General features: G+C 39.7%; 9 protein-coding genes. 8 read left to right on the top strand and 1 reads right to left on the bottom strand.

Features of this window, described 5'->3' with window-relative positions:
• The first annotated feature begins 244 nt into the window (after window positions 1-244).
• The 7 genes from IE222_RS25895 to IE222_RS25925 all read left to right on the top strand — a co-directional run bounded on the left by IE222_RS25895 (window position 245) and on the right by IE222_RS25925 (window position 5,497).
• A complete protein-coding gene (locus tag IE222_RS25895) occupies window positions 245-724 on the top strand; it encodes an SRPBCC family protein (protein ID WP_191277270.1) in 480 nt (159 codons plus the stop codon).
• A gap of 187 nt (window positions 725-911) precedes the next feature.
• A complete protein-coding gene (locus tag IE222_RS25900; RefSeq protein ID WP_191277271.1) occupies window positions 912-1,298 on the top strand; it encodes an FxsA family protein in 387 nt (128 codons plus the stop codon).
• 121 nt (window positions 1,299-1,419) lie between these two features.
• Entirely contained in the window at window positions 1,420-1,971 is a 552-nt protein-coding gene (locus tag IE222_RS25905; protein ID WP_191277272.1) for a DJ-1/PfpI family protein, read from the top strand.
• 182 nt (window positions 1,972-2,153) lie between these two features.
• Complete coding sequence (locus tag IE222_RS25910; protein WP_191277273.1) at window positions 2,154-3,338, top strand: M14 family metallopeptidase; 1,185 nt, start codon at window positions 2,154-2,156, stop codon at window positions 3,336-3,338.
• A gap of 132 nt (window positions 3,339-3,470) precedes the next feature.
• Window positions 3,471-4,388 carry a class I SAM-dependent methyltransferase gene (locus IE222_RS25915; protein ID WP_191277274.1) on the top strand — a complete coding sequence of 306 codons (918 nt, stop codon included), beginning with the start codon at window positions 3,471-3,473 and terminating at the stop codon, window positions 4,386-4,388.
• 146 nt (window positions 4,389-4,534) lie between these two features.
• The gene (locus tag IE222_RS25920) at window positions 4,535-5,101 is read left to right on the top strand and encodes a histidine phosphatase family protein (protein WP_191277275.1); all 567 of its coding nucleotides are present in this window, start codon (window positions 4,535-4,537) and stop codon (window positions 5,099-5,101) included.
• Between the two features lie 33 nt (window positions 5,102-5,134).
• Window positions 5,135-5,497, top strand: a complete 363-nt coding sequence (locus tag IE222_RS25925; RefSeq protein ID WP_191277276.1) for a hypothetical protein — start codon at window positions 5,135-5,137, stop codon at window positions 5,495-5,497.
• 289 nt (window positions 5,498-5,786) lie between these two features.
• Here the strand turns inward: IE222_RS25925 and IE222_RS25930 are convergent, their stop codons facing one another.
• On the bottom strand, window positions 5,787-8,009 hold the full coding sequence (locus IE222_RS25930) for an MMPL family transporter (RefSeq protein ID WP_191277277.1): 2,223 nt from the start codon (window positions 8,007-8,009) through the stop codon (window positions 5,787-5,789).
• Window positions 8,010-8,161: 152 nt separating this feature from the next.
• On the opposite strand from IE222_RS25930, the gene IE222_RS25935 reads away from it, so the two are divergent.
• Complete coding sequence (locus tag IE222_RS25935) at window positions 8,162-8,458, top strand: hypothetical protein (protein WP_191277278.1); 297 nt, start codon at window positions 8,162-8,164, stop codon at window positions 8,456-8,458.
• The last annotated feature ends 4 nt before the right edge of the window (window positions 8,459-8,462 follow it).

Consider the following 8,462-nt stretch of genomic DNA (forward strand, 5'->3'; position numbering starts at 1 on the left):
CATTGCCCAAAAACCGGGAAGAGCATCTATTTTGGTCAAAGGAAGGAGGCTGCATTGCCCGAAAACCGGGAAGAGCATCTATTTTGGTTAAAGGAAGGTGGCTGCATTGCCCAAAAACGGAGAAAGGTTGCTTAAATGGTCAATGAAGCCAATTATCAAGGCTATCATTAGATCCTTACTTGAGAAATACCTAGAAAAAATAGTAGTATAAGGGTAACTATTATGTGAGAGGCGGGAATTTCTATTGATAGCCCAAATTAAAAAAGAAAAACAAGGTTATACCGCCCATTTTGAGCGACACCTTCAACACTCTGTAGAAGAAGTATGGTCATGGCTTACCGAAAACGAAAAGCTTTCCCAATGGTTTAAAGAACTTCGAGCTGGTGCTCTGCAAGAAGGTGGGTATATGACCTTCAATATGCAAAATGGCACATTAGAAGAACTACCAATTTACGAATTCAAAATGTATTCGGTACTTGAATTCTCTTGGTGGGCAGACACGGTACGATTTGAGTTGTCTCCTGAAACAGACGGCTGTAAATTGACGATGATTGAAAAGCTTGTGGAAATTACCGATCATACCCCAAAAGACGTTGCCGGCTGGCACGTATGCCTTGATGTGATTGAGGCATTAATGGATGGCAGAACCATCGAAAGAATGGAAGAATGGAAAAAGTGGTATGAGAAATATCAAGAAGCGATTGGGGCAGTTACTCAAAATTAAAACGGATCCCATCCCATTAACTTTTTTCAACCAAACGTTTGTTTAAAAGAGTTGAACCGTTAATCAAACGTTCATTTAAAATATGGACCTGCTAACCAACGTTTGATTGAAATCAAAAGCTGTAATCCTTTCATTAATCAGACACCACTTATATAATAGAACTAGTCCGACCGGAAGGAGATTCTTCATGCGGTATTTATTTCTATTAATTGTCATCATTCCCGCAGCGGAAATCGCGGTATTGCTTTTATCAGGAAAAACCATTGGCGTTTGGCCGACCTTGCTGATTATTTTAGCAACGGGGGTCATTGGGGCTTATTTAGCGAAACGGGAAGGTCTGCAAACGATTCGCAGGGCGCAAGAGCAGCTGCGGCATGGACAAATTCCTGGCAGCGCAGTTTTGGACGGCCTCTGTATCTTGGTTGGCGGAATTTTGCTGTTAACACCAGGTTTCATTACTGATATCACCGGGTTTTTAATGCTTTTCCCACCGACAAGAAAGGCATTTAAACTATTAATGCTAAATTCCATTAGAAAACGTATTGAGCGTGGAAATATAAAGATTATTAAATAAACGATGCCAATTTTCTTCACAGAAAGTTGGTTTTTTTTATAAAGTAAAGGGAATTTTATCCATGTTAGAGAATATATAAATATGGGCAATATTGCCCAACTCTTGAGAGGAGGATTACATAATGTCTAAAAAGGTTTTAATCATTGCTGGGGATGCAGTTGAGGCGTTGGAGATTTATTATCCGTATTTTCGCTGTCTTGAGGAAGGGTATGATGTACAAATTGCCGCTCCTTCGAAAAAGAAGCTGCAAACAGTCGTTCATGACTTTATCGGCTGGGATACGTATACCGAAAGCAAAGGATATTTAATCGATTCTCAATTAGCTTTTGAAGAGGTTAATCCGGAAGAATATGACGGCTTAATTATTCCAGGGGGAAGAGCGCCGGAATACATTCGTTTAAACGAAAATGTCCCAAGAATCGTAGCACATTTCTTTGAAGCAAATAAACCGGTTGGTGCGATTTGTCATGCCAGTCTTGTATTAACAACGGTCCGCCAATATTTAAAGGGCCGCGAGCTGACCGCTTATATCGCTTGCAAGCCGGATGTTGAAGCATGCGGGGCAACCTATATTGAAAACACGCTGCATGTTGAAGGTAATCTTGTTTCCGGACATGCATGGCCAGATCTTCCAGGCTTTATGAAGGAGTTTATTAAACAGGTAAATAAATAGAGTCATAGGAAAACACATGGTGATTTTTAAAAAAATCGCGGTGTGTTTTTTATTTGAGAAAAAACGATATTTTATTGCACTTTTCATGGTGCCTGACACCAATCTTCCACTCCCCCTTAATAATTACATTTCCGCCGCATACATTTAGTGTAATAATATTATGAACTGCAGGGGGAGCTAAAGTGGATATTGTTGCAAGGCGGGGGGATTCGCTCGCGTATTATAGCCAAATGTTCCAAATTCATCAGCAGCTTATTATAGATTCCAATCCGGATATGCAGCCGGAGCAGCTATCAATTGGACAAACGGTGAAAATTCCGGGGTTTGAGTTTCGAAGCTATTTGCTTAAAGAAAATGACTCATTCTGGTCCATTGCTGAAAAAATGGATATTACCCTTGATGCAATATTGTCAGCCAATCCCGATTTGAACCCCAATCGGCTGCAGCCTGGCCAGATAATTAAAGTTCCGCAGCGAATTACTCGTAGAGTGGTTAATGGAAAGCAAAATTACGATTATAACGTTCTAAAAAGAGATATCCGAAGATTGCAGATGATTTATCCATTTATGAAGTCGAGTGCAATCGGAAAATCAGTTCTTGGAAACGACATACCAGAAATGGCAGTGGGAAGCGGTCCGAAAAAAGTTCATTATAACGGTTCGTTTCACGCTAATGAATGGATAACCACCGCCGTTTTAGTGACCTGTTTGAATGATTATCTTTTGGCGCTCACGAATCAGCCTCCAATCCGAGGGATAGATACTTTTCCTTTATATCAGGAAACTTTTTTATCCATTGTGCCAATGGTGAATCCTGATGGGGTTAATCTTGTTTTGAATGGCCCGCCGGGAGCTTTGGAAAATAAAGTGGTAGAAATGAATAATGGCAGTCTTGATTTTTCAGGATGGAAGGCCAATATTAGGGGAGTCGATTTGAATGATCAATTTCCTGCAAAATGGGAAGAAGAGGGGGAAGGACACCCGAAGCAGCCAGGCCCAAGGGATTATGGCGGTGAAAAGCCTTTAACAGAGCCGGAAGCTATTGCGATGGCGAATCTTACTATGAGTCGTGATTTTTCCAAGGTTCTGGCGTTTCATACTCAGGGGGAAGAGATTTATTGGGGCTTTGAAAGTCTTGAGCCGCGGCAATCAGAAATCATAGTGAATGAATTTAGCCGGGTAAGCGGCTACGAGGCGGTAAAGAATATCGAAAGTTATGCAGGTTATAAGGACTGGTTTATCCAAGAATGGCGCCGGCCAGGTTTTACAATTGAACTTGGCAGTGGAACCAACCCGCTTCCAATTGAACAGTTTGATAAAATTTACGAAGAAACCATTGGGATTTTTTTAGCAGGACTTTATATGTAATTCCAAAAAAATATTGACAAATATTTAGTTATATGCTATAATTTAATTTTAATTGACAGAATTTAAATTCCATCTTAATATAGACTCCTGGCTGCATTTAGCTAGGAGTCTTTCTGTTTAGGGGGAATTTTTTTGAATCAAAATAAGGGTAGTTTAACCGCGTTAGTCAGCTGTTTTGCCAGAGGTTATCATGCGTCGAAAAGCCAAAACCCTATATTTCAAGATGATGTAGCAAACTCTCTTTTGCATGAGGAAGAAAAACAATTGATTGGGTCAAATTGGGCCAATGCGATTGATTTTTTTGACAAGGAAAAAGGTGAAACATTAAAGAGTATTGATGAAAAATTAGAGTGGGTCATGAATACCCAGACGATTCCACAGCTGGTCAGCCGGTCAAGGTATGCCGAAGATGGCCTGATGTCAGCGATTAAACGGGGTTTCCGGCAGTATGTCATATTAGGTGCGGGATTTGATACGTTTGTTTGGCGTCATGGAAACCTGCCGGATGATTTTACTATTTATGAGGTCGATCACCCAGCAACCCAGGAATTTAAACTAAATCGTCTTGAGGAAATGGGAATGATTATCCCTGAAAATGTGAAATTCGTTCCGGTAGATTTTAAAGCGGATTCCCTATTTGATAAATTAAAGCAAGCGGGCTATGACCCGCAAACGTATAGCTATTTTAGCCTGCTTGGTGTTGTGATGTATTTGGAGAAGCAAGATTTCTTTAAGCTTTTATCCAGTGTGTCTAATTTGGCGATAAATGGAAGTTCCTTTGTATTTGACTACTTGGATGAAGCAGCTTTTGACGAGACCATTGCGGCTAAGAAAATGACCAAGATGAGGCAAATAACAGCCAGCACAGGTGAGCCGATCGTGACCGGCTTCGATCCATTTGATCTGGACAGAGAACTCCAGGATTGCAACATGCTGTTGTATGAAAATCTTTCCCCGGCTAATCTTGAAGAAATGTATTTTTCCGGCAGAACCGATGGGTTACATGCTTTTGATCATTTTCATTTTGCGCACTTGGTAGTTCAAAAATAATATTCCGTACGAAACATCGTTCTGGGTTTTTGAACGATGTTTTTCTATCTTCAATCAAACGTTCGTTTGAAATTAATACCAGTTATTATCAATAAGTGGTAGAATAGGATGGGTTTCAAACTATTTCATTTTTCCTGGAGATCAGTATGGAAATTTCATTGATTAGGCATGGCAAATCCACGCATGTTGATAACGAGCGTATAACTTGCATAGAATTTCAAGGCTGGGTTGAAAAGTATGACAGCAGCGGGGTAATTGAAGAAAAAGTTTACCCATCCCTAGCACTTGAAAAAATAGCAACGGCAAATCTTATTATCACTAGTGATCTGAAAAGGTCAATAGAATCTGCCAGTTTGTTAAACCCGCATATTAAAACCATTGAGGACAAATTATACAGGGAAGTCGAATTACCGGTGCTGCCCAAAATAGCAGGGGTCAAATTAAGTCCAGCCAGCTGGGCTGTTATGTTAAGATGTCTTTGGTTTTGCGGCTATTCGAGGCAATACGAATCGCTTGTCCGGGCCAAACAAAGGGCAAAACTAGCAGCTGAACAATTGGTAAAATATACAGAAGAGTATGATTCGGTTGTTTTAGTTGGCCATGGATTTTTTAATAGATTTATAGCGGAAGAACTAAAGGAAAAGGGCTGGCAAGGCAAGCGAAAATCAAGTACGAAACACTGGCATTGCACAACATATTCACTAACAATTTAATAGGTGAAAATATTACAAAAAGAGGTACAAGGTATGTTTGGAAACATGTTATGGACGATTTATTTAGGGATATTAGGAACTGTTGCAATCGGCTACTTATTGAAAGGGAAATACAAAACGTTTCTAGCAAAAATTGATTTTGTCGTTTCGATTATTACATGGGTTGGTTTGTTTGGTTATGTAACCAATACACAAATTCTAACCCCGCTTGTTTGGAAATTTGTATTTTTTGGAGGAATACTGTGGGATGTTATTTTCGGTATGTTTTTCAATCATCATTATGATGATGAAACAATTGAGGAAATTCCTTCAAATGCAAGATACATTATTATAGGGGTGTCCTTAGTAGTTCTTGTCGGACCGCTTTATTATGGTCTATATAATTATGCTTTCTAAAGGGTATTACACCTCGGAATCTCATCGTATTTTTCAGATGAGTATTCAACCGGGAATATCATTAGAAAAAGGAAAAATTCATGTTTCATAGGACTTTTGCGAAAATCAAACGCTGGCAGCGTCGTCGATCTGGTTTTGGAAATAGAAAATAATAAGGCAGCCGTTCGGCTGCCTTTTATCTTTATTTACTATTTATACCGTAATGTAAAAAATTATTGAAAAATAGATAACAAACCCGTATAACCTATCAATTTTAATATGACAGTATCATACATTGTTCGGTTTTTCCTTAATGAGTTTGTGTGATTTGTTTATTAATAGGCGTAACTTGGGTTCTGCTTTTTCTGTTTATCAAAATCAAAATCGAAGGCAGCAGCATTCCTCTCACTAGGAAGGTATCGATCAATACACCTATAGCCATCGTAACTCCGAATAAAAATAGCTCTTGCAGCGGCTGCGTCATTAATACCGCAAAGGTTGCCGCTAAAATAATTCCTGCTGATGAAATCACGCCGCCTGTTAAAGCAACGCCGTTTCCAACAGCCTCTTTCCAAGAAACCTTTGCCGCCTCTTCTTTAATCCGAGACACCAGCATAATATTGTAATCGACCCCAAGGGCAACCATAAATACAAAGGTGTACACCGGCAAGCGGTAGCTGATGGCATCATACCCTAAAATATTGTGGAAAATAACCCAGCCGAATCCGATGGTTGCAGCATATGACAATAAGATCGTTGCCATCATTAAGATTGGCATGAGTATAGAGCGTGTTTGGATTCCTAGCATAATTGTTATGAGCACCGTTACTAGAGAAAATAAGATGATCATATCACGCTGATTCATCGCCTGAATATCTAACTGTTCCGCTGTCTGGCCGGAAAAATGTATTTGTGTGTCAGATGAAAATCCGCTTTGCTTAAGCAGTGAATTCCCTTGATCACGAAGTTTCTGTACTGCTTCCAATGCATTTTTGTCGTACGGATTATCTTTTAACACGACTTGAAATTTTACTGCCTGTTTTGTTTCACTTATAAATCCGTTTGGCAACATTTCCGGATTTTTTAGCATGGCATCCGTGATCGGCTGGCTGATGGAATCCACTCCATTGATTGCCTTTATTTTTCCCTCAAGCGTTTGGACATTCGTTAAAAATTCCTCATTTAAGGAAAGCTCTTTGTCGCTTTTTAAAATTACCGTTACAGGTGCTAATTCCCCGGCTGGATAATGTCCTTCCAACAATTCGAAGCCTTTACGGGAAGAAAGGTCATCCGGGAACGACTTCATGATGTTAAAAGAATATTGAACCGAAAGCGTATTGAAAGCACCCGCCAGCAAAGTGACCAGTAAAATAGCAGTTATAACCGCCGGATGTTTACGAACCTGCTTGCTGACTTTATTCCAAAAACCAGATTTCGTTTTTGTTTCAGTACCTGCTTTTGGAATAAACGGCCAAAAGGCTTTTCGTCCAACCAAGGCAAAAATGCTAGGTATTAAGGTAAGTCCTGCTGCAAGTATAAATACCATGGCAACTGAAAATACAGGGGCAAAATGGTTATATGGCATAAATACTGTCGTAAACAGGGTTAGTACAGCCAAAAGGACAGTGCCACCGCTAAATAATATCGGTTCTGACACATGGTGGATCGCCTCTCCCATGGCATCAAATTTACTATCATATTTTTTCAATTCTTCGCGGTAGCGCGAGAAGATGAACAAGCTGTAATCCGTTAATACTGCAAAAAGTAAAACTAACATAATCGAAATGGCGGAGCTGTCGAGAACAAACCAATCATTTTTCCCGCCTAAGCCTAAGACCCGGTCCACTACCTGATACACAATCGCTGCAATGATGAGCGGAATAATTGCTAGCAATGGCGAACGGTAAATGAACAATAGTAAGGCAAAGATTAACACAATTGTTGCCAGCATCAACACAAAGTCAGCATTTTGGAAAATCGTGATCGTATCGGAAGTGATTCCCGCAGGTCCCGTAATCTCAGTTTGAAGAAATCCTAACCGCATCTCTTTTAGTTTTTGATTTAAGGTTTTAATGACCTGGTTTGCATCATGCGAATCTGTTCCTTCTTTTAATGAGAAATTAAATAACAGTGTTGTCCCATCTTTTGAAAACATTTGATTCTGCACCGGTTTTGGAAACTGGTGAAACGGAAGGGCACTTGCGATATTTTGCGGCTTTTGGTCAGAAGCCAGCCACTTGCTGAATTCCATTATTTTTTTCCGATCTTGGTCGTTGATTTTACTATTATTATGGAAAACTAGTAAACCTGTTAAGCCGTCTTTAGAAGGAAACTGCTCCTTTAATTGCTGGCTGGCAACTGCTGAAGGCGTATCGTTCTTCACGCTGCCTTCCTTGCTACTTACCGAGTACTGTTTAGATGAAGGTGCGAGAATGCTTAATAATATAACAGCGGCAATCCAAATTAATAGAACTGCTTTGGAACCGCGTTTACTGCTAGAGACTTTAACTAGACTTTGAATGGGTTTAAACATTTTGTTCAACTCCTTATCAACATTTGCCCTTATCTTAAGTCGTGAATATGAATGGAGTATGAACAGGAGGTTAAAAATGTAATTTGGCGGGTTTCTAAAAATTTCCCCCTGGACATACTTTGTAATAAGCATGTTTTTATGGAGTGATGTATATGGGGAAGTTAGCTGATTTTTGTTGGCAAGGCCTTACTTTACAGCATGTTTCACATAAAAGAATTGTCGTTCCTTATCTTTTGTTTACTGTGATGGCATTATTATTTGAGTTATTTTTGCTGGTGATTTTTTTCGGAACGGGTTATTGGAGTTATACGTTTGGTGTTAGGCCAGGTCTTTTGTTTTTTGTTGGCGGTGGGGTTTTGGGTTTGATGATGGTGATGACTGTAAGTGTTTTGGTAGTTGCTTTGAAGAAAGTTCCAATTTTTAAGTGTCTACGGGACAAACCACAGTGAAGAG

The sequence above is a fragment of the Neobacillus kokaensis genome, from assembly GCF_014656545.1.
In the GTDB taxonomy this organism is placed as follows: Bacteria; Bacillota; Bacilli; order Bacillales; family Cytobacillaceae; genus Neobacillus; species Neobacillus kokaensis.